Consider the following 23,874-nt stretch of genomic DNA (forward strand, 5'->3'; position numbering starts at 1 on the left):
TCTTTCGAAGAGCCAACCGCCCGGTTGGCTTTTTTATATCCTCCCCTTTCCTGCCGCTTGATGTTGATTTAATGTAAAAAACGCTATCGCATCTCAGGAGAGCAGGAATGGAGCTTCGCCAGTTACGCTATTTCGTGCGTATTATTGAAACCGGCAGTATGGGCAGCGCCGCACAGGATCTTGATATTGGCGTTTCAGCATTAAGTCAACAGATGTCCCGTCTGGAAAACGAGCTCGCCATCCGTCTGCTGCAGCGCACCTCGCGCGGCGTAACGCCAACCAACGCCGGGCTGGCCTTTTATTCACAGGCGCAACTCGCCCTGCGTCATGCCGACGACGCGATTCTCGCCGCCAGAGAAGCGCGCCTTTCCGGTCATGTGAGCGTAGGAATGGCCCCCAGTACCGCCTCCATACTGGGTATACCGTTTATCCATGCCATGCAGGAAAACTATGCCGATGTCCGACTGCATGTGGTGGAAAGCTTGTCCGGTAATCTGGAAAGAATGATCAATACCCGCCAGATTGATTTAGCCGTTGTCTTTCAAAAAGATAAAATCCTGCGCTGGAGCGCCAGACCGATCCTTGAAGAACAGCTTTTTCTGATTGGCTCCCATGCCCTGCTGGCGGAGCTTCCTGATAACCCGATCACACCTGAACAACTGGCAGGCATTCCGCTCATTATGCCAAGCCAGGGACATGGGCTGCGCGGCAGGCTGGACGCTGTCTGCCAGGAACATGCGCTTAACGTTGAAATCGTCGCGGAAATTGACGGCCTGGCGTTGTTGATGCGCGCCGTGCGCGACGGTCTTGGCGCCACGTTACAGCCCGGCGCGGCAATTTCTCATCTGGATAACGACGCGCTACGCGTGATCGGCGTCCATAATCCGGTACTCAGCCGCCCCAATTTTTTAGTCAGCCTGTCGGATGATGAACTGACGCCCGCCGGCCTTGCCGCCAGAGTAGTCCTTACCAAAGTTATGCGTCAGTTAGTCGACGCCGGTGAATGGCCAGGCGCAACCCTTTACGCTTACTAAACCCCTGTTTAGCGCTACCTGATAGCGCGCCGCTTATTTATCCGTATACATTTCAATTACAAATTTAACAAATAGTTAAATGGTACGGGAGTATAAGATGGTTGATGTACTGGTGATAGGCGGAGGCAATGCCGCATTATGCGCCGCCCTGACCGCACGGGAAGCGGGCGCATCGGTTCTGCTGCTGGAGGCTGCCCCGCGGGAATGGCGCGGCGGAAATTCTCAGCACACACGAAACCTGCGCTGTATGCATGATGCGCCGCAGGATGTGCTGGTAGAAAGCTATCCTGAAGAGGAATTCTGGCAGGATCTGTGGCGAGTCACCGACGGCAACACCAACGAGGCGCTGGCGCGGCTGGTCATTCGCACCTCTTCGCAATGCCGCGACTGGATGCGCAAACATGGCGTTAACTTTCAACCGCCGCTATCTGGGGCGCTCCACGTTGCGCGCACCAATGCGTTTTTTATGGGCGGCGGGAAAGCGCTCGTCAATGCCTATTACCGTAGCGCCGAACGGCTGGGCGTACAGATTCGCTATAACACGCCGGTTCACGCGCTTGAACTTCATGACGGCGAATTCGTGGCAGCGCTGGCGGGTAGCGAACGTATTACCGCCAAAGCCTGCGTATTAGCGGCTGGCGGTTTCGAATCAAACCGTGAATGGCTGCGGGAGGCCTGGGGAGAAAACGCCCGCGGCGAATGGCCCGCGGATAATTTTCTGATTCGCGGCACGCGTTTTAACCAGGGCGTATTACTCAAATTTATGATGGATGCCGGCGCGGATATCATTGGCGATCCGTCCCAGTCGCACTGCGTAGCGATTGATGCCAGGGCGCCGCTGTACGACGGCGGTATTTGTACTCGCGTGGATTGCGTATCGCTGGGTATTGTCGTGAATCGCGACGCCGAACGTTTTTATGATGAAGGCGAAGATTTCTGGCCGAAGCGTTACGCCATTTGGGGGCGGCTGGTTGCTCAACAGCCAGGACAGATTGGCTATTCGATTATTGACAGCAAAGCCATCGGCCACTTTATGCCGCCGGTTTTTCCTGGCGCGCAGGCCAATACGCTGGCTGAGCTGGCCTGCCAGTTGGGGCTGGACGCGGAAAAATTTACCCATACCGTCACGCAGTATAACCAGGCCTGCCAACCCGGTCATTTTGATCATACCTTGCTTGATGACTGCGCCACCAAAAACCTGACGCCGGCGAAAACCCACTGGGCGCGCCCGCTTGATGCGCCGCCCTACTACGGTTATGCGCTGCGACCCGGCATCACGTTTACCTACCTGGGTCTGAAAGTCAATGAACGTGCCGCGGTGCATTTTGCCGGTCATCCAAGCCGCAACCTGTTTGTTGCTGGCGAGATGATGGCAGGAAATGTTCTGGGCAAGGGGTATACCGCAGGCGTAGGCATGTCTATCGGCACAACCTTTGGCCGCATTGCGGGAATAGAAGCCGCCCGCGCGGCGCACAAGGAGGCGCAGCATGAAACAGCTTGAAAAATTAATCATTGAGGCCACCGTGCTTACCGAACCGGAAGCCGAGGTCGAACGCGTCATGCAAGTGTGTAACGCATGTCGCTACTGCGAAGGTTTTTGCGCGGTATTTCCGGCGATGACCCAGCGGCTCGAATTCGGTAAAGCCGATATTCATTATCTGGCGAATTTATGTCATAACTGCGGCGCCTGCCTGCACGCGTGCCAGTACGCGCCGCCCCATGAATTTGCCATTAACGTGCCGAAAGCGATGGCGCAAGCCCGCCTGGAGACGTATCAACAGTATGCCCAGCCCGCCGCTTTTGGCGCGTTATACCGCCGGGCGGGGATCACCGTCGCGCTGGCGCTGATAGTCGGTCTGACGCTCTTTTTATTACTGGCGATGGCGCTGAAAGGGTCGCTGATTCATCCGCCGCTGGCCGGTGACTTCTATCAAATTTTTCCGCATAGCCTGCTGGCATGGATGTTTGGCTCAGTTTTTGTGCTGGCAATCGGTTTGCTTATGGCGGGCGTAATCCGCTTCTGGCGTGAGATCTCGCCGGGCGTACCGCGTTCGGCGGAGATTGCCGAAGCGTCGCACAATGCGTTAACGCTGAAATATCTCGACGGCGGTCACGGCAAAGGCTGTAACGAAGCGGACGATGCGTTCACGCTGCTGCGCCGTCGCTGTCATCACTTTACCTTCTACGGTTTTATGCTCTGTTTTGCCGCCACGGTCGTGGCGACGGGCTATCACTACGTCGCCGGTTGGGAAGCGCCCTACCCGTTCTTTAGCCTGCCGGTCATGCTCGGCACGCTGGGCGGTATCGGTCTGCTTATCGGCCCGGCCGGGCTACTGTGGCTCAATCTGCGGCGGTCGCCGTTACATGGCGATGCGCGCCAGAAACCCATGGATCGCGGCTTTATTCTGCTGCTGTTCTTAACCAGCCTTACCGGGCTGGCGCTGCTGGCAGGCAGAGACACCAGCGGAATGGGCATACTGCTGGCGCTCCATTTAGGCGTGGTGATGGCGCTCTTTCTTACCCTTCCCTACGGAAAATTCGCCCACGGATTTTTCCGCTGCGCGGCCTTACTCAAATGGGCTGTTGAGAAGCGACGCGGAAAACATGCGGGGGATACAGGCAACTGACCCGCAACATCTTACCCATAAAACAATAAAGACAGTGGAGAGCAAACCCTATGGCACAACACACACCTGCAACATCGCGCGCCGGCACGTTCGGCGCAATACTGCGCGTGACAAGCGGCAATTTTCTTGAACAGTTTGATTTTTTCTTGTTCGGATTTTACGCCACCTATATCGCCAGAACGTTTTTTCCGGCGGAAAGCGAATTTGCCTCATTAATGTTGACCTTTGCCGTCTTTGGCTCCGGTTTTTTAATGCGCCCCGTCGGCGCGATTGTGCTTGGCGCCTATATTGACAGAATCGGACGTCGTAAAGGGCTGATGGTGACGCTGGCGATTATGGGCTGCGGTACGTTGCTCATCGCCCTCGTCCCCGGCTACCAAACGATCGGCCTGGCAGCGCCTGCGTTGGTGCTGTTGGGCCGGTTATTACAAGGATTTTCTGCGGGCGTTGAGTTAGGCGGCGTCTCGGTCTATCTGTCCGAAATCGCAACGCCAGGCAATAAAGGGTTTTATACCAGCTGGCAATCTGCCAGTCAGCAGGTCGCGATCGTTGTCGCCGCGTTGATTGGTTATAGCCTGAATATCACGCTGGGACACGACGCGATATCGGAGTGGGGCTGGCGAATTCCGTTCTTTATCGGCTGTATGATCATTCCGCTGATTTTTGTTTTACGTCGTTCATTACAAGAAACAGAAGCGTTTTTACAACGCAAGCATCGCCCCGACACCAGGGAAATTTTTGCAACTATCGCCAAAAACTGGCGCATTATTACGGCCGGAACGCTGCTGGTAGCGATGACCACCACAACGTTTTATTTTATCACCGTTTATACGCCGACCTATGGCAGAACCGTGCTTAATCTCAGCGCGCGGGACAGTTTGATCGTCACCATGTTGGTGGGGGTGTCCAATTTTATCTGGTTACCCATTGGCGGCGCGATTTCCGACCGGATTGGCCGTCGCGCCGTATTAATGGGCATTACGTTGCTGGCGCTGATCACCACCTGGCCCGTCATGCAGTGGCTGACCGCCGCGCCCGACTTTACCCGCATGACGCTGGTACTGCTGTGGTTCTCTTTCTTTTTTGGCATGTATAACGGCGCAATGGTCGCGGCGTTAACCGAAGTGATGCCAGTCTATGTGCGTACCGTTGGTTTCTCGCTGGCCTTTAGCCTGGCGACGGCAATTTTTGGCGGCCTGACGCCAGCCATCTCTACCGCGCTGGTAAAGTTAACCGGCGATAAAAGCTCGCCCGGCTGGTGGCTGATGTGCGCGGCGTTATGTGGACTTGCCGCGACGGCGATGCTATTTGTACGTCTGAGTCGCGGCTATATCGCGGCAGAAAATAAAGCCTGAAAAAACCACGGGCGGAAAACATTCGCCCGTGGGTGGCAAGGCAGGGTTTTATTGCACGTTATTATGACTGCGAATTTCCTGCCAGACCTTATCGCAGTCAGCCTTGACCGCCTGATCGTTACCCGTGCGCGTCGCCTGAATGCACTGCTGATAGTCCAGTACCCGCACGCTTTCTTCGTTAGCAAATTGCTGATGTTTGCGGTCTTTTTTAAGGACATTCAGTACGCTTTGGCAGGCCTCTATCTTCTCAGGCGAGCCCTGTGCGGTATTGATACAGGCGCTGTACGCCTCTTTCAGCTGGCTATCTTCTTCCGGCGCGGGTGATGACGCGCAGGCCGTCAAACCGGCGGTCATGCTGGCGATGAGTAAAATTTTTTTCATAGGTCGTTCCTCAACAACGCGGCAGACCGGCAGCCTGCCGCATCTGACATCAGAAAATAGTGAATGGCGCAATAACGATAAATTTCACGTCACGCTCATCCTGGAAGATGTTGCCGTAACCACCGCCCCAGCTTGGAATATTGGAGTGGTTGTCATATTCGGTGAAGTGCAGTTTGAACATGGTGCCTTTGGCACGCCCCTCCTGCAGGGTATAGACCGCATCCAGACTGTATGAGGACTCTTCGATAGTGCGGTTTTTGTCGTAGTAAGCATCCGGGTTACTTTGCCAGGTTGCCGGTTTAGCATCCCAGGCGTAAACGTAAGACGCGCCCACAGCCCAGCCCGGCAGATTCCAGTTTTTCAGGTCATACATCGCGCCGAAGAAAACCGCCTTTTCACCGTTAGCGTTAAAGTCGGAGCGGTTATCCCACCAGATATCCAGACGACCGTTTGAAGAGGCGTAGGTTGGCGTCATACGTTGCAGAAAATAGCCCTGCTGACCGTCCGCTTTCACCCAGGTGCCCTCCAGACGCAGGTCAACCACTTCCGCGACTTTGTAGCCGAAGGTCAACGCCTGCAGCCAGGCCGTACCGTCGTAAATATCATTCACGCTGCGATCGTCTACTTTGTCGCGCGCGCCGTAGAACTGGTAACTGGTGGTGAACGGATTGCCGCCTAAATCAAATTTATAGCTGGCCTTCGCGAAATATTGATCGACATAGCCTTCGGACTGACCAAACGCCGCTTCCAGCACCAGATCATTTTTGAAGTCGTACTTCGCGCCGATGGAGTGGAGGTAGTCCACATTGGTTTTTTTATCCGCCTGATAAAACTTATCCATTTCGGTATGCCACGGCGCTTTATATTCGTTAGTCCACATGTAGGAAAAACTTAACGCGCCCGCATCGCCATAGTCAAAACTGGCGCCGGCTTCCGCCCCCTGATAAGTACCCGGCATAAAACTCCAGTGCGGCGCTAACAGTGTCTGACCGGTAGGCTGAATATAACCGGCGCGCGCCCAGACCGGGCCATATTTAAATTTCGCGGCGGCTTTATAAAGACTGATACCGCTCTTATCGCCGGAATAGTCTTCGTCGTAGCCTTTATTCTTTTTCGAGAAAGCAATTTCGTTTGGATGACCGCTGTCGCCGTTTTCTGCCATTTCAATCGCGGTAAACGCCGCGATATCCAGACCGAACATATCCGCAGCGTAACCAGACTGAAAATCCAGGTTAGCGTTCCAGGTCGCATGAGAAAGGTTAGTTTTATATTTGTCGCCGTCGGTCACATCTTTGCGATCGCGTTCACGCTGCCAATAATAGATGCCGCCCGTTAACGTGGAGTCGTCGAAAAAGCCGGAGGCTTGCGCCTGCGGAACAACGATCCACCCCGACATTGCTGTGATACCGGCGATAGCCAGAGCCAGCGTACTACGTTTGCCACTAAACGTACGCATAAGTTAATCCTCTTTGACGTATAAATTGCTGCCGACAAAAGCGAACAGCGAAAAAATAAAAATAAAAAGTAGCGCTGAGAAACCTCATTTACTACGTTAAATAGACTATTTTTCGCGATGCGAATTATCAATCTCTTTCTGTAACCAGTATGTAATAATATGAGCAACCGCACATATTTAATTGCTTTCTGTTACATTCGACTGCTGGTGGGGGAAGCAGACCGCCAGAAAGAAAATTGACTTGTTTTCCATAGGCATGAAAATAATTGTCTCCTGTTGACCTGACGCTTATAACATTTAGATTAATAATCATTTATCAGATCAATAATTTTCAGAAAATAATTAATTCGCCTCGCAAAAAAGAGAATCGACTTAGAGCCTATCCCACCAGGCGTTATTGGCGCAGCCAGTTTGGACACGGACAGCGCGCAAAAACCGGAGCGTACACGTAGTACGTGAGGTTTGACTCGCTACGCTCGCCCTTCGGGCCGCTGCTAGCGGCGTTCAAAACGCTAACGCGTTTTGGCGAGCACTGCCCAGGTCCAAAATGGCAAGTAAAATAGCCCTAATGGGATAGGCTCTTGGAAATGCAGAGAAAAAACGCCGCAAAACGCGGCGTTGACAAGGTATTTTTACAGCATTCGCCTGTTGGCGCAGTGCTTACTCGCCCGCTTTCGCCCAGGTATCACGCAGGCCCACGGTGCGGTTAAAGACCAGCTTATCGGCCGTTGCATAGCGGCTGTCGAGGCAGAAGTAGCCTTCACGTTCAAACTGGAAAGCTTTTCCTGCTACCGCCGCTTTCAGCGACGGCTCACCATACCCCTGCTTAATCACTAATGATTCGGGGTTGATAACGGACAGGAAGTCCTCCGCGGCGCCCGGGTTCGGCACGCTAAACAGACGGTCGTAGAGACGAATTTCAATCGGCAACGCATGTGCTGCGCTAACCCAGTGGATTACGCCTTTCACTTTACGCCCGTCAGCCGGATCTTTACTCAGCGTATCGGCATCATAGGTACAGAAGATGGTGGTGATATTCCCTTCGGCATCCTTCTCTACGCGCTCCGCTTTAATGACGTAGGCATTACGCAGACGCACTTCTTTGCCCATCACCAGACGCTTGTACTGCTTGTTCGCTTCTTCGCGGAAATCTGCGCGATCGATCCAGATCTCACCGCTAAACGGCACTTCACGGCTGCCCATCTCCGGTTTATTCGGATGGTTAGGCATGGTAACCATTTCGCTCTCACCCTGCGGGTAGTTTTCGATAACCAGTTTTACCGGATCGATTACCGCCATCGCGCGCGGCGCGTTTTCGTTCAGATCTTCGCGAATGCAGGATTCCAGCGACGCCATCTCAATGGTGTTGTCCTGCTTGGTGACGCCGATGCGTTTGCAGAACTCACGAATAGAAGCTGCGGTATAGCCGCGACGGCGCAGACCGGAAATAGTCGGCATACGCGGATCGTCCCAACCTTCGACGTGTTTGTCGGTCACCAGCAGGTTCAGCTTACGCTTGGACATCACGGTGTATTCCAGATTCAGCCGCGAGAATTCGTACTGGCGCGGGTGAACCGGAATGGTGATGTTGTCCAGCACCCAGTCGTACAGACGACGGTTATCCTGGAACTCCAGCGTACACAGAGAATGAGTAATGCCTTCCAGCGCATCGCTGATGCAGTGAGTAAAGTCGTACATCGGATAGATGCACCACTTCGTGCCGGTCTGATGATGCTCGGCGAATTTAATGCGATACAGCACCGGATCGCGCATCACGATAAACGGCGACGCCATGTCGATTTTGGCGCGCAGACAGGCTTTACCCTCTTCAAAACCGCCGGTACGCATTTTTTCAAATAGCGCGAGGTTTTCTTCCACGCTGCGATCGCGGAACGGGCTGTTTTTACCCGGCGCGGTCAGCGTACCGCGGTATTCGCGGATCTGCTCCGGCGTCAGCTCATCAACGTAGGCCAGGCCTTTATTGATCAGCTCGACCGCATAGGCGTGCAGTTGGTCAAAGTAATCGGAGGAGTAGCGAATATCGCCAGACCAGTGAAAGCCTAACCACTCGACGTCGTTTTTGATCGAATCAACGTACTCGATATCTTCTTTTACCGGGTTGGTATCATCGAAACGCAGGTTGCACTGGCCCTGATAATCTTGCGCGATGCCAAAGTTCAGGCAGATAGATTTCGCGTGGCCGATGTGCAGATAGCCATTCGGCTCCGGCGGAAAACGGGTATGGACAGTGGTATGTTTACCACTCGCCAGATCTTCATCAATAATCTGACGAATAAAGTTAGTCGGGCGGGCTTCAGCCTCACTCATCGTGGATTCCTCAAAGCGTAAACAACGTATAACGGCATATGATCTTATAAGCCGGACAGACTGACAACCTTTAGTTACTTAAAAAGTGGCTTTGCAGAAAATATTGGGGCTAATTGCGGTAAAAAAAAGCGGCGAAGGTTCCCCTCTGCCGCTTATGTTTTCTGTGATATCGCCGGATGGCGTCTTACGCCTTATCCGGCCAGGAAGCGATTATTTGCTCTTAATCTCGTACAGTGGCGTTTGACCCGCTACCACGTGACCATCCGCTTTGATGACCAGAGCGCTGAAGTCATCGCTGTTGCTGCAAACAACCGGGCTTATCATGGAGCGCGCGTTGGCATTCAGGAAGTCCAGATCCAGTTCCAGAACTGGCTGACCCGCCGTGACTTCCGCACCCTCTTCTACCAGACGCTTGAAGCCCTGACCGTTCAGCGCGACGGTATCGATACCCATATGGACAACGATCTCCGCGCCTTTTTCGGTTTCCAGACAGAACGCGTGGTTAGTGTTGAAGATTTTCACAATAGTACCCGCCGCCGGAGAAACCACGGTTTTATCGGTGGGTTTCACCGCTACGCCGTCGCCGACCGCTTTGCTGGCAAACGCTTCATCCGGTACCTGATCCAGCGCCACTACCTCACCGGTAATCGGAGAGACCAGTTCAGCGATAGTCACCGCATTCGGCACCGCCTGGGGTTTGGCCGCCGGAGCAGGTGTTGCAACGTGAGCCGCATCAGCAGACGCTGCCGCGACCGGTCCCCGCGCCACCACTTTCTTCATTTCATCGCCAATCGATTCCGCTTTCGCGCCGACAATAACCTGAATGGTCTGTTTGTTCAGTTTCACCACGCCGGAAGCGCCGAGGCGTTTGCAGGCCGCATCGTTGACGCGAGCAGAGTCGTTCACGGTCAGGCGCAGACGGGTAATACATGCATCGATCGCTTTCAGGTTGTCCGTACCGCCAACCGCAGCAATATAGCTGGTCGCCAGTTGCGTTAACCCTTCTTCGGTGTTGCTGTTGGCTTCTTCCGTTACCATCTCATCAACTTTATCTTCGCGGCCCGGCGTTTTCAGGTTAAACATACGAATAACCGCGCTGAACAGCAGGAAGTAGATGATAAAGAATACAACGCCCATCACCAGCAACATCCAGACGTTATTGCTGGCCGCTGGCAGGTTATACATCAGAACATAGTCGATCGCGCCTGCCGAGAAAGAGAAGCCCGCATGGATACCCAGCAACGTCGCGACGAACAGGCTGATACCGGTCAAAATGGCGTGCAGGAGGTACAGCAGCGGCGCCAGGAACATAAACAGGAATTCCAGCGGCTCGGTTACGCCGGTCAGAAACGCGGTGATCGCGACAGACAGCAGCATACCGCCCACCATCGGACGACGTTCTTTCGGCGCGGCGAAATACATCGCCAGAGCGGCGCCCGGCAGACCAAACATCATGATCGGGAAGAAGCCGGACATAAACATCCCCGCCGTGCCGTCGCCAGCATAGAAGCGGTTGATGTCGCCGTGGAATACAGTGCCTGCGGCATTGGTGAATTCGCCAATCTGGAACCAGGCGATGGTGTTCAGTACCTGATGCAGACCGGTTGGGATCAGCAGACGGTTGATGAAGCCAAAGATACCGGAACCCAGCGCGCCTGCGGAAACGATCCATTCACCGCCCGCATGGATGCCATGCTGTACCGGCGGCCAGACGTAACCGAAAATAGCGGCCAGCACCAGACAGAAAAAGCCCGTTGCGATCGGCACAAAACGTTTTCCACCGAAGAAACTGAGAAAATCAGGCAGTTTGATACCAGACCAGCGATTATAAACCGCGCCGCCGACCAGACCGGTAATAATCCCCGCCAGCACGCCCATGTTGATTTCCGGGTTAATCGTCACCATCGCTTTGGTCATGACGAAGTAACCCACGGCTCCCGCCAGCGCTGCCGCGCCTGCGCTATCTTTAGACCAACTGGAGGCCACGCCGATAGCGAAAACCAGCGCCAGGTTATCGAAAATAGACCCGCCCGCTTGCGCGATAAACGGCATATTCAGCAAATCTGGTTGGCCGAATCGCAGCAACAACGCTGCCACCGGCAACACGGCGATAGGGAGCTGCAACGCCCTACCCAGCCGCTGGAAAAAACCTAAAATATTCATCTTATTCCCCCTACGAGACGCCGATATGGCTTCTTTGAAGCCGTTTTTTATTGTGCTGCAAACGTTAAAAACGTGATGTTCTGTAATCGAACGGTGAGATCATCTTCTGCAGAGTGTGTGGAAAATTAATTCGCCTCGCAAATTAAACGGGTGTTTTTTGTGATTATAATCACTAAATATCGTAATTACCCCCACCATCCACTGGCTAACACGGAAAACTTATTTTATGATTCAAAAAATCAGGACGGATTGAACACGAACCCTGGATATCCAGGTTACGCTTAATACGATCCGCCAAATTTTGACATTGATTATTGAGGTGAAGAATGAGACTGATCCCCCTGAGTACCGCAGAACAGGTTGGCAAATGGGCCGCTCGCCATATCGTTAACCGTATTAATGCGTTCAAACCGACCGCCGATCGTCCGTTTGTCCTTGGACTGCCTACCGGCGGCACGCCGCTAACGGCGTACAAAGCGCTGGTTGAGATGCACAAAGCGGGCGAGGTCAGCTTTAAGCATGTGGTCACCTTTAATATGGACGAATATGTTGGCCTGCCGAAAGAGCACCCGGAAAGCTACCACAGCTTTATGCATCGTAACTTTTTCGATCACGTTGATATTCCAGCAGAAAACATCAATCTTCTCAACGGTAACGCACCGGATATCGATGCAGAATGCCGTCAATATGAAGAAAAAATTCGTTCTTACGGTAAAATCCATCTGTTTATGGGCGGCGTCGGCAACGACGGTCACATCGCCTTTAACGAACCGGCTTCTTCCCTGGCTTCCCGTACCCGTATCAAAACGTTAACCCATGATACTCGCGTAGCGAACTCCCGCTTCTTTGACGGCGACGTAAACCAGGTGCCGAAATACGCGCTGACGGTAGGCGTAGGCACGCTGCTGGATGCGGAAGAAGTGATGATTCTGGTGCTGGGCCATCAGAAAGCCCAGGCGCTGCAGGCGGCGGTTGAAGGCAACGTCAACCACATGTGGACCATTAGCTGCCTGCAACTCCATCCGAAAGCGGTTGTGGTATGCGATGAGCCGTCCACAATGGAACTTAAAGTTAAAACATTGAAATATTTCAATGAATTAGAAGCAGAAAATATTAAAGGTCTGTAATGTTGTCTCCGCCCCGCCAGTCAATGCGGGGCGGTAAATTTTTGATATCGGGGGTCGGAATGTATGCTTTAACCCAGGGCCGGATCTTTACCGGTCACGAAATTCTTGATGACCATGCGCTTGTTGTCGCTAATGGCCTGATTGACCGCGTTTGTCCGATGGCCGAACTGCCGCCGGGAATAGAACAACGCTCATTGAATGGGGCCATTCTCTCCCCCGGTTTTATTGATGTGCAGTTAAACGGCTGCGGCGGCGTGCAGTTTAACGATACCGCAGAAGCCGTCAGCGTTGAAACGCTGGAAATTATGCAGAAAGCCAATGAAAAATCGGGCTGTACTAACTTTCTGCCAACGCTTATCACTACCAGCGACGAATTGATGAAACAGGGCATTCGCGTCATGCGCGAATACCTGGAAAAACATCCGCACCAGGCGCTGGGTCTCCACCTGGAAGGCCCCTGGCTTAATCTGGTAAAAAAAGGCACCCATAATCCTGATTTCGTGCGTAAACCAGACGCTGCGCTGGTCGATTTCTTATGCGATAATGCCGACGTCATCACCAAAGTTACACTCGCGCCGGAAATGGTGCCTGCTGACGTAATCGCTAAACTGGCGAATGCGGGCATTGTGGTTTCCGCAGGCCACTCCAACGCGACGTTAAAAGAGGCAAAAGCGGGCTTCCGCGCCGGGATTACCTTTGCGACTCACCTGTTTAACGCGATGCCGTACATTACAGGGCGTGAGCCGGGCCTTGCTGGCGCCGTTCTGGACGAAGCGGATATTTATTGCGGCGTTATCGCCGATGGTCTGCATGTCGACTACGCCAACATTCGCAATGCCAAACGCCTTAAAGGCGACAAACTTTGTCTGGTGACAGACGCCACCGCACCGGCGGGGGCCAATATTGAGCAGTTCATTTTCGCAGGTAAAACAATATACTACCGCAATGGACTGTGTGTGGATGAAAACGGTACGTTGAGCGGTTCGTCCTTAACCATGATTGAAGGCGTACGCAACCTGGTCGCGCATTGCGGCATCGCGCTGGATGAAGTGCTGCGCATGGCAACGCTCTATCCGGCACGCGCTATCGGCGTTGATAAACATCTCGGTAGCATTGCGCCGGGTAAAGTCGCCAACCTGACCGCGTTCACCCACGATTTTAAAATTATCAAGACCATCGTTAATGGTGACGAGGTCGTTGACTTGAGTAAGTGAGAATATGACACCAGGCGGACAAGCTCAGATAGGTAACGTTGATCTCGTAAAACAGCTTAACAGCGCGGCCGTTTACCGCCTGATTGACCAGCATGGTCCTATCTCGCGCATACAAATTGCCGAACAAAGCCAGCTTGCTCCCGCCAGCGTAACGAAAATTACGCGTCAACTCATTGAACGCGGGCTGATCAAAGAAGTCGATCAGCAGGCCTCTACCGGAGGCCGCCGCGCTATCTCTATCGTCACGGAAACCCGTAACTTCCATGCCATTGGCGTTCGCCTGGGCCGTCATGACACCACTTTAACGCTCTACGATCTGAGCAGTAAAGTGGTCGCTGAGGAGCATTATCCGCTGCCGGAGCGCACCCAAGAGACGCTGGAACATGCGCTGCTCAACACCATCGCCGTCTTTATTGATAGCTGTCAGCGTAAAATTCGTGAATTGATCGCTATCTCGGTGATCCTGCCAGGGCTTGTCGATCCGGAAAGCGGCGTGATTCGTTACATGCCGCACATTCAGGTTGAAAACTGGGGACTGGTCGAAGCGCTGGAAAAACGGTTTCACGTTACCTGTTTCGTGGGACACGATATCCGTAGCCTGGCGCTGGCGGAACACTACTTCGGCGCCAGTCAGGATTGCGAGGACTCGATTCTGGTGCGCGTTCATCGTGGTACAGGCGCCGGGATTATCTCCAACGGACGCATCTTCATTGGCCGTAACGGCAACGTCGGCGAAATTGGGCATATTCAGGTGGAGCCGTTGGGCGAGCGCTGCCACTGCGGTAATTTCGGCTGTCTGGAAACCATTGCCGCCAATGCGGCGATTGAACAACGGGTGCTGAATTTGCTTAAACAAGGGTATCAAAGCCGTGTTCCGCTTGACGACTGCACGATTAAAACCATCTGTAAGGCGGCAAACCGGGGCGACAGCCTGGCTTCGGAAGTCATTGAGCATGTTGGTCGCCATTTGGGCAAAACGATCGCCATTGCTATCAACCTGTTTAATCCGCAAAAAATCGTCATTGCCGGCGAGATCATTGAAGCCGATAAAGTCCTGTTGCCCGCTATCGAAAGCTGTATCAATACGCAGGCGTTAAAGGCCTTTCGCAAAAATTTGCCGGTGGTACGCTCCACGCTGGATCACCGTTCTGCTATCGGCGCATTTGCCTTAGTTAAACGCGCCATGCTCAACGGAACATTGCTGCAACGTTTGCTGGAAAGTTGATGCGCTCTTATAGTATCGGATTATTCACAAATTCCCTGGGTAGTTCATGACCATCAAGAATGTAATCTGCGATATCGACGGCGTGCTGATGCACGACAACGTAGCCGTACCCGGTGCGGCGGAATTTCTGACGGGGATTCTGGAAAAAGGTCTGCCGCTGGTGCTGCTGACCAATTACCCGTCGCAAACCGGCCAGGATCTGGCGAACCGTTTTGCTACCGCTGGCGTTAACGTGCCGGACAGCGTGTTTTATACGTCAGCAATGGCGACAGCCGATTTTCTGCGCCGTCAGGAAGGTAAGAAAGCGTATGTCGTGGGCGAAGGCGCGCTCATTCACGAGCTCTATAAAGCGGGGTTTACCATTACCGATGTGAACCCTGATTTTGTCATCGTTGGAGAAACCCGCTCCTACAACTGGGACATGATGCATAAAGCAGCATTTTTCGTCGCCAATGGCGCGCGCTTTATCGCCACCAACCCGGATACCCACGGTCGCGGCTTTTATCCGGCCTGCGGCGCGCTGTGCGCAGGCATTGAAAAAATTTCCGGCCGGAAGCCGTTTTATGTCGGCAAACCCAGCCCGTGGATCATCCGCGCGGCATTAAACAAAATGCAGGCGCACTCGGAAGAGACCGTTATCGTCGGCGACAACCTGCGCACCGACATTCTGGCGGGGTTCCAGGCCGGTCTGGAGACCATTCTGGTGCTTTCTGGCGTATCAACAATCAATGATATTGACAGTATGCCATTCCGCCCAAGCTGGATTTACCCTTCCGTCGCTGAGATCGACGTTATCTAAACCTGTCCCCTGCCTGATGACGCATAGCTTTCAGGCCTACGGTTCGAACAACATTGTAGGTCTGATAAGCGAAACGCCATCAGGAAAAACATAATTCAATTAATCCACGATAAAACTGAAGATCCATCAATAAATCCGCGCAATATGTAATCATTTTTCACTAATCAACAATGACGATTGCATTTTTCATTTTTCAGACCGTAATCCCCTTGCGCCTTCCACGCCTTTGCGGCATTTTTTAGTCAAGCAAACACAAAAAGTACGATGCAACAGATTAACGGAGAAGGCTATGTGTTCTATTTTCGGCGTATTCGATATCAAAACAGATGCAGCGGAACTGCGTAAAAAAGCCCTTGAACTGTCACGCCTGATGCGCCATCGCGGCCCGGACTGGTCCGGCATCTACGCTTGCGATAACGCGATTCTCGCACATGAACGTTTGTCGATTGTTGATGTTAACGCCGGCGCCCAGCCCCTGTATAACGCCAGAAAAACCCACGTGCTGGCGGTGAACGGTGAAATTTATAACCATCAAACGTTACGCGCGGAGTATGGCGATCGTTACGCGTTCCAGACAGGCTCCGACTGCGAAGTTATTCTCGCGCTGTATCAGGAAAAAGGGCCGGATTTCCTTGACGATTTACAGGGGATGTTCGCCTTCGCCCTGTATGACAGCGAAAAAGACGCTTATCTGATTGGTCGTGACCATATCGGTATTATTCCGCTCTACATGGGCTATGACGAATTCGGCAACTTCTACGTAGCGTCAGAAATGAAAGCGCTGACCCCGGTCTGCCGCACCATTAAAGAGTTCCCGGCGGGCAGCTACCTGTGGAGCAAAGACGGCGAAATTCGTCAGTACTATCAGCGCGACTGGTTCGATTACGATGCGGTAAAAGACAACGTTACCGACAAAAATGAGCTGCGCCAGGCGCTGGAAGAATCCGTGAAAAGCCACCTGATGTCCGACGTGCCCTATGGCGTGCTGCTCTCCGGCGGTCTGGACTCGTCGGTTATTTCGGCAATCACCAAAAAATTCGCCGCCCGTCGCGTCGAAGATCAGGAGCGCTCCGAAGCCTGGTGGCCACAGTTGCACTCTTTTGCAGTCGGTCTGGAAGGTTCGCCTGACCTGAAGGCGGCCCAGGAAGTGGCTAACCACCTCGGCACCGTGCATCATGAAATTCACTTCACCGTGCAGGAAGGCCTTGATGCCATTCGTGATGTTATCTACCACATTGAAACCTATGACGTGACCACTATCCGCGCCTCAACGCCAATGTATCTGATGTCGCGTAAGATCAAAGCGATGGGCATCAAAATGGTGCTCTCCGGCGAAGGTTCCGATGAGGTGTTTGGCGGCTACCTGTACTTCCATAAAGCGCCGAACGCCAAAGAGTTACATGAAGAGACGGTCCGTAAGCTACAGGCGCTGCATATGTATGACTGCGCCCGCGCCAACAAAGCGATGTCCGCCTGGGGCGTGGAAGCGCGCGTACCGTTCCTGGATAAAAAATTCCTCGACGTGGCGATGCGTATCAACCCACAGGATAAAATGTGCGGTAACGGCAAGATGGAAAAACACGTGCTGCGCGAGTGCTTCGAGTCTTATCTGCCAGCAAGCGTCGCGTGGCGTCAGAAAGAGCAGTTCTCTGACGGCGTAGGCTACAGCTGGATCGATACGCTGAAAGAAGTGGCGGCGAAACAGATTTCCGATCAACAACTGGAAACCGCCCGCTTCCGCTTTCCATACAACACGCCGTCGTCTAAAGAGGCGTACTTGTACCGCGAAATTTTTGAAGAGCTGTTCCCGGTGCCGAGCGCGGCGGAATGCGTACCCGGCGGCCCGTCCGTGGCCTGTTCTTCCGCCAAAGCCATTGAGTGGGATGAAGCATTCAAAACGATGGATGACCCGTCAGGCCGCGCGGTCGGCGTGCATCAGTCGGCGTACCAGTAAATTAACGATGACGAAAGAGCCCTTAGGGGCTCTTTTTTTATAGCAAACCACTTTCGGAAAAACGATTAATAACCAATAATTGCCGAATATTGCGCCACGCTGTTCGCAACCTAACCAAACAGACACTTTCCGACGTTTTTCGATGAAAAAGAGGTTGACGCTTCAAGGCTCAATACGCATAATGCGCCCCGCAACGCCGATAAGGTAACGCGAAAAAAAGATGGCTACGTAGCTCAGTTGGTTAGAGCACATCACTCATAATGATGGGGTCACAGGTTCGAATCCCGTCGTAGCCACCATCTTTTTTGCGGGAGTGGCGAAATTGGTAGACGCACCAGATTTAGGTTCTGGCGCCGCAAGGTGTGCGAGTTCAAGTCTCGCCTCCCGCACCATTCACCGATAAGCGTTGTACGGATGGGGTATCGCCAAGCGGTAAGGCACCGGTTTTTGATACCGGCATTCCCTGGTTCGAATCCAGGTACCCCAGCCATATTTCTTCGAGTTTGCGGTTCACCGCGACGGTATTGGGGTATCGCCAAGCGGTAAGGCACCGGTTTTTGATACCGGCATTCCCTGGTTCGAATCCAGGTACCCCAGCCATCGAAGAAATCATCTGGCTACGTAGCTCAGTTGGTTAGAGCACATCACTCATAATGATGGGGTCACAGGTTCGAATCCCGTCGTAGCCACCATATTCAGAACGCGTCGAGGTATTCGACCGGTTCGAAAATAATTTGTTGGGGTATCGCCAAGCGGTAAGGCACCGGATTCTGATTCCGGCATTCCGAGGTTCGAATCCTCGTACCCCAGCCAGTTTTAAAGACGCTCTGCTAATGAGCGCAAGAAGTACGACAATTGGGGTATCGCCAAGCGGTAAGGCACCGGATTCTGATTCCGGCATTCCGAGGTTCGAATCCTCGTACCCCAGCCACCTTTAAAAAGCTCGCTTCGGCGAGCTTTTTGCTTTTCTGCGTTTATAAATTCCGAAAGAGGTTTCCCCCTCAATGCCCTGCTATCAGTAAAACGCTATGATAAAGCCTTACAGGGATCGTTCGGTAACCTCACAATGAATTACCAGTTTTGTTGGTATCTCTTTTTGCGGCCATTAACATTTTTTATGGTCGTCTTGCTCTGCGCTTTCACCTTCATTGATATCACGGCCAGCGCCGCCTGGTTGATTATTTTGGGTCTGGTTTACCCCGTGGCAGTGTCAATGAGGCTACATATACTGCACCAGAAAAAGGCCGTCATGTTGCGCCAGAATAGTGCGGAATGGATAGTGTATCTGCCAGGGATCCCTGTGCAAGAAAAACAAAGCGCGCTGATTAATGTCGCGTTTTCCTCGAAAACGGCGCTGCGTGGATTCTATATTCGCGCCCTGTCCAGCAAAGTCATTCTTCACATCATCACTTTTTATATTCTGTGGTTTGATGTCCAACATGCAACACTGACGTGGTATCGGATTCTCGCCGCATTAATCACCCTGGCGATTCTTGTAAAATCAATGAGTTCCACATTACTGATGCTACATAAAGTAGTACGTTGCCAATACAACGTATGCACAATTGAAATGGCATCACCTTGGTATGAAATTGATTTCAAAGGGAAATTAGGTTTATGTGCTTTATTTGCAGTAAAGTAAGATGTCAATACGCTTACCCGACCTGCAATTGAGCGTTTTTACAAACCGGGTAAGGCATTCAACGGGTTACAACCCCAACGCATACTTCAGCGCCTGACGTTTTAGCACGCCTGCGCGCTGCGCCGCCATCAGCCCCATATTGCGTAAAATACGCAGCGGCGGCAGTTCATTGCTGAACCCGGCATAAAACAGATCCATTCCACTTTGCATCATAAAATTATCTGCCATGCGCCGCGTCTGATAGCGTTTCAACACCGAATGGCTGGCCCAGGACTCGCCATAGCTACGGGCACTCGCCAGCACATCAATCAACGCATCAACATCCCGATACCCCAGGTTGACGCCCTGCCCGGCCAGCGGATGAATGGTATGCGCCGCGTCGCCTACCAGCGCCAGCCCCGGTTGTACATACTGCAACGCGTGACGACGGGTTAGCGGAAACGCGCCCGCCGCGACAGGCATCACCGCCCCCAGACGCGCCGGAAAATGCTGGTTAATTTCCACCTGCAATTGCGTCATCGATAAACTCTGTAGCTGGCGAATACGCGCCGGAGCGTCATACCACACCAGCGACGCCCAATCGTCGAACAGCGGCAAAAAAGCGCGCGGCCCCGTTGGCGTAAACTGCTGCCAGGTGCTGTCGCCTGGCGCATTTTCACACTTGACGGTGATAAGCATACACGACTGCGCATATTGCCAGGCATGAATGCCAATTCCCGCCATTTGCCGAACCTGCGAATTCGCGCCGTCGGCGCCAATCACTAACTTCGGCGTTACCCATTCGCCGTCGGCCAGTTCCAGCGCATAACCATCGTGGCGGCGGTGCAATGCCGCCAGTGAAGCCGGAACGCGCAGCGTCACGCCGGGGTGCGCTTCCAGCGCCTGCCACAGCGCCTGTTGCAGGACGTTGTTCTCTACCATATAGCCTAACAGCGGCAGCTTGAGTTCAGCGGCGTCGAACACCACATGGGCGTTTTCCCACTCCCAGGTCTCCAGTCGCCGATAAGGATGGCTACGCATCCCCTGCACCGCCTCCCAAACGCCCAGCCCCTTGAGCAGCGCCACGGATGCCGCGCTAATGGCCGAAATCCGCACGTCAGGCTGGCTGTCAGCCACAAACGGCGCAGGCGCGGCATGTTCTATTACCATCACCGTAAACCCTTGCTGCGCCAGACCCAGCGCCAGCGCGCCGCCGACCATTCCCCCGCCGACAATGGCAATTTCCGTTGGTTGATTTGTCATGGTCATTCATCCTGTTACGTTTTAGACAAGTTTACAGGATTTTTTACCCATTAGGGCTGACGTCAGTCATACTGGTCACAACCGCGCCAAAGCATTACACTATGCGCCCTGCTTTTCAGCCACTATTTCGCAAGAGCAAGTCGATGACTAAAAAACTCCATATTAAAACCTGGGGCTGTCAGATGAACGAGTACGATTCATCGAAGATGGCCGATCTGCTGGACGCCACCCACGGCTATCAACTGACCGACGTGGCGGAAGAGGCGGATGTGCTGCTGTTGAATACCTGCTCAATCCGCGAGAAGGCTCAGGAAAAAGTCTTCCATCAATTAGGTCGCTGGAGACTGTTAAAAGAGAAAAATCCCGATCTGATTATCGGCGTCGGCGGCTGCGTGGCTTCCCAGGAAGGCGAGCACATTCGTCAACGCGCCCATTACGTCGACATTATTTTTGGCCCGCAAACCTTACACCGCCTGCCGGAGATGATTAACTCCGTGCGTGGCGACCGCAGCCCGGTGGTCGATATCAGCTTCCCGGAAATCGAGAAGTTCGACCGTTTGCCGGAACCGCGCGCCGAAGGCCCGACCGCTTTCGTTTCTATCATGGAAGGCTGCAATAAATATTGTACTTACTGCGTGGTACCGTATACCCGCGGTGAAGAAGTCAGCCGTCCCTCAGACGATATCCTGTTCGAAATCGCCCAGTTAGCGGCGCAGGGCGTGCGTGAGGTCAACCTGCTGGGCCAGAACGTTAACGCCTGGCGCGGAGAAAACTACGACGGCACCACCGGCACCTTTGCCGATCTGCTGCGTCTGGTTGCCGCCATCGACGGCATTGACCGTATTCGCTTTACCACCAGCCATCCGATTGAGTTCACCGACGATATTATCGAGGTGTACCGCGATACGCCGGAGCTGGTCAGTTTCCTGCATCTGCCGGTACAGAGCGGTTCCGATCGCGTGTTGAATCTGATGGGGCGCACCCACACTGCGCTGGAATATAAAGCAATCATCCGTAAACTGCGCGCGGCGCGGCCGGACATTCAGATAAGCTCTGACTTTATCGTCGGTTTCCCTGGCGAAACTACCGATGATTTCGAAAAAACCATGAAGCTTATCGCTGACGTCAACTTTGATATGAGCTACAGCTTTATCTTCTCTGCGCGTCCGGGAACGCCGGCTGCCGATATGGTTGATGACGTACCGGAAGAAGAGAAAAAGCAGCGTCTGTATATTCTGCAAGAGCGTATCAATCAGCAGGCGATGGCATGGAGCCGCCGTATGCTCGGCACGACACAGCGCATTCTGGTGGAAGGCACGTCACGTAAAAACATTATGGAACTGTCTGGCCGTACCGAAAACAATCGGGTGGTGAACTTTGAAGGCACGCCGGAGATGATTGGTAAGTTTGTCGATGTGGAAATTACTGACGTCTATCCGAACTCCCTGCGCGGAAAAGTGGTGCGTACCGAAGATGAAATGGGTCTGCGCGTCGCCGAAACGCCGGAGTCCGTCATTGCCCGTACCCGTAAAGAAAATGAGCTGGGCGTAGGATTCTACCAGCCTTAATCCTGCAGGAAAGGCAATAATGCCCGATGGCGCTACGCCTGTCGGGCTTCCTGGTCATGGCCTGTCGCCCGACGGGCCTTGCAATTTTCCCTCTTCATCCCCATCTTCATTGCAATGCTTGCGCCTTTTCCCTATGGCGTGAATAATTTCCTTAGATGCCGGTAAATGTTCAGCGTCCGGCGATACAGATACAAGAGGAACAGTTTGAATATAGACACTCGCGAAATTACCCTTGAGCCCGCAGACAACGCCCGTCTGTTGAGCCTTTGCGGGCCGTTTGATGACAATATTAAACAGCTCGAACGTCGTCTCGGTATTGAAATCAACCGCCGTGACAATCACTTTAAACTGACCGGTCGTCCGATTTGCGTGACCGCGGCGACAGATATTTTGCGAAGTCTGTATGTCGATACCGCACCGATGCGCGGCCAGACTCAGGATATCGAACCGGAACAAATTCATCTGGCGATCAAAGAAGCGCGGGTGCTGGAACAGAGCGCGGAAAGCGTGCCTGACTATGGCAAAGCTATTAATATCAAAACCAAGCGCGGCGTGATTAAACCGCGTACCCCGAACCAGGCGCAGTACATCGCCAATATTCTCGATCATGATATTACCTTTGGCGTCGGCCCGGCGGGTACCGGTAAAACTTATCTTGCGGTCGCCGCTGCGGTAGACGCCCTGGAGCGCCAGGAGATTCGCCGTATTCTACTGACCCGTCCGGCGGTGGAAGCGGGCGAAAAACTGGGCTTTCTGCCAGGCGATTTAAGTCAGAAGGTGGACCCGTACCTGCGTCCGCTGTATGACGCGCTGTTCGAAATGCTCGGCTTTGAAAAAGTCGAGAAGCTGATTGAGCGCAATGTGATTGAAGTCGCGCCGCTGGCCTATATGCGCGGACGCACATTAAACGACGCCTTTATCATTCTGGATGAAAGCCAGAACACCACTATCGAACAGATGAAGATGTTCCTGACGCGTATCGGCTTTAACTCGAAAGCGGTGATCACCGGCGACGTGACGCAGATTGACCTGCCACGCAACACCAAATCCGGCTTGCGTCATGCCATTGAAGTGCTGGCGGAAGTCGATGAAATCAGCTTTAACTTCTTCCACAGCGAAGACGTGGTGCGCCATCCGGTCGTTGCCCGCATTGTTAACGCCTATGAAGCCTGGGAAGAGGCCGAACAAAAACGCAAAGCGGCGTTGGCGGCAGAGCGTAAGCGTGAAGCCCAGGAGCAGGAACAGAAATGAGCCAGGTGATCCTCGATTTACAGTTGGCCTGTGAAAACCACGCGGGCCTGCCGGATGAAGCTCAGTTTCAACGCTGGCTGGACGGCGTTATTCCGCAGTTTCAGGAAGAGGCGGAAGTCACAATCCGTCTGGTGGATGAGGCCGAAAGCCACGACCTTAATTTGACGTACCGCGGGAAAGATAAACCCACTAATGTTCTCTCCTTCCCGTTTGAAGCGCCCCCCGGCATTGAAATGCCGCTACTGGGCGATCTGATTATTTGCCGTCAGGTCGTGGAGCAGGAAGCGCAAGAACAGAGCAAGCCGCTGGAGGCGCACTGGGCGCACATGGTCGTGCACGGTAGCCTGCATTTGCTGGGTTACGATCATATCGACGATGACGAAGCGGAAGAGATGGAGTCTCTCGAAACGGAGATTATGCTTGCTATGGGCTATGAGGATCCGTACATTGCCGAGAAGATTGCAGAATAGTAGCTTGCCGGATGGCGGCGCTTGCGCCTTATCCGGCC

The 23,874-nt window shown here is 53.3% G+C and carries 18 protein-coding genes and 7 tRNA genes; 20 read left to right on the forward strand and 5 right to left on the reverse strand.

The features are described from left to right. The first annotated feature begins 107 nt into the window (after positions 1-107). From tcuR to tcuC, 4 genes are all read left to right on the forward strand, one after another. The gene (tcuR, locus tag K8W53_RS15525; RefSeq protein ID WP_001578431.1) at positions 108-1,034 is read left to right on the forward strand and encodes a tricarballylate utilization LysR family transcriptional regulator TcuR; all 927 of its coding nucleotides are present in this window, start codon (positions 108-110) and stop codon (positions 1,032-1,034) included. A 97-nt stretch (positions 1,035-1,131) separates the two neighbouring features. Further along, on the forward strand, positions 1,132-2,535 hold the full coding sequence (gene tcuA, locus K8W53_RS15530; protein ID WP_000228705.1) for an FAD-dependent tricarballylate dehydrogenase TcuA: 1,404 nt from the start codon (positions 1,132-1,134) through the stop codon (positions 2,533-2,535). Next, positions 2,522-3,661 (forward strand): tricarballylate utilization protein TcuB, encoded by a 1,140-nt coding sequence (tcuB, locus tag K8W53_RS15535; protein ID WP_023224919.1) that lies wholly within the window; start codon positions 2,522-2,524, stop codon positions 3,659-3,661. The genes tcuA and tcuB overlap by 14 nt, the downstream gene beginning before the upstream one ends. 50 nt (positions 3,662-3,711) lie before the next feature. Further along, positions 3,712-5,016, forward strand: coding sequence for a tricarballylate/proton symporter TcuC (gene tcuC / locus K8W53_RS15540; RefSeq protein ID WP_000057014.1), 1,305 nt, complete (start codon positions 3,712-3,714; stop codon positions 5,014-5,016). A 48-nt stretch (positions 5,017-5,064) separates the two neighbouring features. On the opposite strand, the gene chiQ is transcribed toward tcuC, so the two are convergent. The 4 genes from chiQ to nagE all read right to left on the reverse strand — a co-directional run bounded on the left by chiQ (position 5,065) and on the right by nagE (position 11,344). Next, positions 5,065-5,397, reverse strand: a complete 333-nt coding sequence (chiQ, locus tag K8W53_RS15545) for a ChiQ/YbfN family lipoprotein (protein ID WP_023224920.1) — start codon at positions 5,395-5,397, stop codon at positions 5,065-5,067. A gap of 49 nt (positions 5,398-5,446) precedes the next feature. Further along, positions 5,447-6,853: a chitoporin ChiP gene (gene chiP / locus K8W53_RS15550; RefSeq protein WP_001258803.1), complete on the reverse strand. Its 1,407-nt coding sequence runs from the start codon at positions 6,851-6,853 to the stop codon at positions 5,447-5,449. Positions 6,854-7,513: 660 nt separating this feature from the next. Next, on the reverse strand, positions 7,514-9,181 hold the full coding sequence (gene glnS, locus K8W53_RS15555) for a glutamine--tRNA ligase (protein WP_001287186.1): 1,668 nt from the start codon (positions 9,179-9,181) through the stop codon (positions 7,514-7,516). A gap of 210 nt (positions 9,182-9,391) precedes the next feature. Further along, entirely contained in the window at positions 9,392-11,344 is a 1,953-nt protein-coding gene (gene nagE / locus K8W53_RS15560) for a PTS N-acetyl glucosamine transporter subunit IIABC (protein WP_001023069.1), read from the reverse strand. 326 nt (positions 11,345-11,670) lie between these two features. Between nagE and nagB the strand changes: the two genes are divergently transcribed. The 13 genes from nagB to K8W53_RS15625 all read left to right on the forward strand — a co-directional run bounded on the left by nagB (position 11,671) and on the right by K8W53_RS15625 (position 19,305). Further along, on the forward strand, positions 11,671-12,471 hold the full coding sequence (gene nagB / locus K8W53_RS15565) for a glucosamine-6-phosphate deaminase (protein WP_001237059.1): 801 nt from the start codon (positions 11,671-11,673) through the stop codon (positions 12,469-12,471). A gap of 59 nt (positions 12,472-12,530) precedes the next feature. Further along, on the forward strand, positions 12,531-13,685 hold the full coding sequence (nagA, locus tag K8W53_RS15570; RefSeq protein WP_000271186.1) for an N-acetylglucosamine-6-phosphate deacetylase: 1,155 nt from the start codon (positions 12,531-12,533) through the stop codon (positions 13,683-13,685). A gap of 4 nt (positions 13,686-13,689) precedes the next feature. Beyond that, complete coding sequence (gene nagC, locus K8W53_RS15575; RefSeq protein ID WP_000187578.1) at positions 13,690-14,910, forward strand: DNA-binding transcriptional regulator NagC; 1,221 nt, start codon at positions 13,690-13,692, stop codon at positions 14,908-14,910. 46 nt (positions 14,911-14,956) lie between these two features. Next, positions 14,957-15,709: a ribonucleotide monophosphatase NagD gene (gene nagD, locus K8W53_RS15580; RefSeq protein ID WP_000153143.1), complete on the forward strand. Its 753-nt coding sequence runs from the start codon at positions 14,957-14,959 to the stop codon at positions 15,707-15,709. Positions 15,710-15,998: 289 nt separating this feature from the next. Beyond that, on the forward strand, positions 15,999-17,663 hold the full coding sequence (asnB, locus tag K8W53_RS15585; protein ID WP_001728312.1) for an asparagine synthase B: 1,665 nt from the start codon (positions 15,999-16,001) through the stop codon (positions 17,661-17,663). 222 nt (positions 17,664-17,885) lie between these two features. Further along, a tRNA-Met gene (locus K8W53_RS15590) sits at positions 17,886-17,962 on the forward strand. Between the two features lie 8 nt (positions 17,963-17,970). Continuing rightward, positions 17,971-18,055 (forward strand) — tRNA-Leu (locus K8W53_RS15595). A 23-nt stretch (positions 18,056-18,078) separates the two neighbouring features. After that, positions 18,079-18,153: transfer RNA gene (locus K8W53_RS15600), tRNA-Gln, on the forward strand. 35 nt (positions 18,154-18,188) lie between these two features. After that, positions 18,189-18,263 (forward strand) — tRNA-Gln (locus K8W53_RS15605). Between the two features lie 15 nt (positions 18,264-18,278). Further along, positions 18,279-18,355 (forward strand) — tRNA-Met (locus K8W53_RS15610). A 46-nt stretch (positions 18,356-18,401) separates the two neighbouring features. Continuing rightward, a tRNA-Gln gene (locus tag K8W53_RS15615) sits at positions 18,402-18,476 on the forward strand. 43 nt (positions 18,477-18,519) lie between these two features. Continuing rightward, positions 18,520-18,594 (forward strand) — tRNA-Gln (locus tag K8W53_RS15620). A gap of 135 nt (positions 18,595-18,729) precedes the next feature. After that, on the forward strand, positions 18,730-19,305 hold the full coding sequence (locus K8W53_RS15625) for a membrane protein (protein WP_001109082.1): 576 nt from the start codon (positions 18,730-18,732) through the stop codon (positions 19,303-19,305). A gap of 66 nt (positions 19,306-19,371) precedes the next feature. Here the strand turns inward: K8W53_RS15625 and ubiF are convergent, their stop codons facing one another. Beyond that, a complete protein-coding gene (gene ubiF / locus K8W53_RS15630) occupies positions 19,372-20,547 on the reverse strand; it encodes a 3-demethoxyubiquinol 3-hydroxylase (protein ID WP_000184627.1) in 1,176 nt (391 codons plus the stop codon). A 143-nt stretch (positions 20,548-20,690) separates the two neighbouring features. Between ubiF and miaB the strand changes: the two genes are divergently transcribed. The 3 genes from miaB (at position 20,691) to ybeY (ending at position 23,836) form a co-directional block, all read left to right on the forward strand. Then, positions 20,691-22,115: a tRNA (N6-isopentenyl adenosine(37)-C2)-methylthiotransferase MiaB gene (gene miaB / locus K8W53_RS15635; protein WP_001519200.1), complete on the forward strand. Its 1,425-nt coding sequence runs from the start codon at positions 20,691-20,693 to the stop codon at positions 22,113-22,115. Positions 22,116-22,319: 204 nt separating this feature from the next. Further along, a complete protein-coding gene (locus K8W53_RS15640) occupies positions 22,320-23,366 on the forward strand; it encodes a PhoH family protein (RefSeq protein WP_001018045.1) in 1,047 nt (348 codons plus the stop codon). Next, positions 23,363-23,836 (forward strand): rRNA maturation RNase YbeY, encoded by a 474-nt coding sequence (ybeY, locus tag K8W53_RS15645; RefSeq protein ID WP_000084477.1) that lies wholly within the window; start codon positions 23,363-23,365, stop codon positions 23,834-23,836. The genes K8W53_RS15640 and ybeY overlap by 4 nt, the downstream gene beginning before the upstream one ends. Positions 23,837-23,874 lie beyond the last annotated feature (38 nt).

The sequence above is a fragment of the Salmonella sp. A29-2 genome (assembly GCF_020150755.1).
GTDB classification, from domain to species: Bacteria; Pseudomonadota; Gammaproteobacteria; order Enterobacterales; family Enterobacteriaceae; genus Salmonella; species Salmonella enterica.

Bases quoted from the DNA above. Each gene is read 5' to 3' on its own strand.
- tcuR (WP_001578431.1), top strand. From the start codon at position 108: ATGGAGCTTCGCCAGTTACGCTATTTCGTGCGTATTATTGAAACCGGC.
- tcuA (WP_000228705.1), top strand. From the start codon at position 1,132: ATGGTTGATGTACTGGTGATAGGCGGAGGCAATGCCGCATTATGCGCC.
- tcuB (WP_023224919.1), top strand. From the start codon at position 2,522: ATGAAACAGCTTGAAAAATTAATCATTGAGGCCACCGTGCTTACCGAA.
- tcuC (WP_000057014.1), top strand. From the start codon at position 3,712: ATGGCACAACACACACCTGCAACATCGCGCGCCGGCACGTTCGGCGCA.
- chiQ (WP_023224920.1), bottom strand. From the start codon at position 5,397: ATGAAAAAAATTTTACTCATCGCCAGCATGACCGCCGGTTTGACGGCC.
- chiP (WP_001258803.1), bottom strand. From the start codon at position 6,853: ATGCGTACGTTTAGTGGCAAACGTAGTACGCTGGCTCTGGCTATCGCC.
- glnS (WP_001287186.1), bottom strand. From the start codon at position 9,181: ATGAGTGAGGCTGAAGCCCGCCCGACTAACTTTATTCGTCAGATTATT.
- nagE (WP_001023069.1), bottom strand. From the start codon at position 11,344: ATGAATATTTTAGGTTTTTTCCAGCGGCTGGGTAGGGCGTTGCAGCTC.
- nagB (WP_001237059.1), top strand. From the start codon at position 11,671: ATGAGACTGATCCCCCTGAGTACCGCAGAACAGGTTGGCAAATGGGCC.
- nagA (WP_000271186.1), top strand. From the start codon at position 12,531: ATGTATGCTTTAACCCAGGGCCGGATCTTTACCGGTCACGAAATTCTT.
- nagC (WP_000187578.1), top strand. From the start codon at position 13,690: ATGACACCAGGCGGACAAGCTCAGATAGGTAACGTTGATCTCGTAAAA.
- nagD (WP_000153143.1), top strand. From the start codon at position 14,957: ATGACCATCAAGAATGTAATCTGCGATATCGACGGCGTGCTGATGCAC.
- asnB (WP_001728312.1), top strand. From the start codon at position 15,999: ATGTGTTCTATTTTCGGCGTATTCGATATCAAAACAGATGCAGCGGAA.
- K8W53_RS15625 (WP_001109082.1), top strand. From the start codon at position 18,730: ATGAATTACCAGTTTTGTTGGTATCTCTTTTTGCGGCCATTAACATTT.
- ubiF (WP_000184627.1), bottom strand. From the start codon at position 20,547: ATGACAAATCAACCAACGGAAATTGCCATTGTCGGCGGGGGAATGGTC.
- miaB (WP_001519200.1), top strand. From the start codon at position 20,691: ATGACTAAAAAACTCCATATTAAAACCTGGGGCTGTCAGATGAACGAG.
- ybeY (WP_000084477.1), top strand. From the start codon at position 23,363: ATGAGCCAGGTGATCCTCGATTTACAGTTGGCCTGTGAAAACCACGCG.